The sequence below is a fragment of the Lamprobacter sp. genome, assembly GCF_034860625.1.
Taxonomy (GTDB): Bacteria; Pseudomonadota; Gammaproteobacteria; order Chromatiales; family Chromatiaceae; genus Lamprobacter.
Window position 1 is genome coordinate 1 of sequence record NZ_JAYESN010000778.1, and the last position, 342, is coordinate 342.

Annotated in this window: 1 pseudogene; it reads left to right on the forward strand. The window is 61.4% G+C overall.

Features of this window, described 5'->3' with window-relative positions:
- Window positions 1-342 (forward strand): annotated as a pseudogene (locus tag VBE63_RS31255) (hypothetical protein); the annotation flags it as partial.

Here is a 342-nt window from a genome sequence, read left to right on the forward strand (position 1 = left end):
ATCGTGCGTGAGGCCAAGACCACCCGACGTTATGCCGATAAGCTCGTTGGCGTCACTCGGCGCGACGGCACGCCGGTGTGGGTGCTGATCCATATCGAAGTGCAAGGCGACCCGGAAGCCGTCTTTGCCGAGCGGATGTTCACCGACCACTATAAAATCCGCGATGTCTATCAAGTGCCCGTGGCGAGCTTGGCGGTCCTTGCCGATGCCGACCGAGGCTTCCGCCCAACGCAGTACAGTGCCGCGCTCTGGGACTGCCGGGTCGAGTTTCAGTTTCCCACGGTCAAACTGCTTGACTATGCTGAGCCCGAGCGCTGGGCCGAACTGGAAGCCAGCGACAAT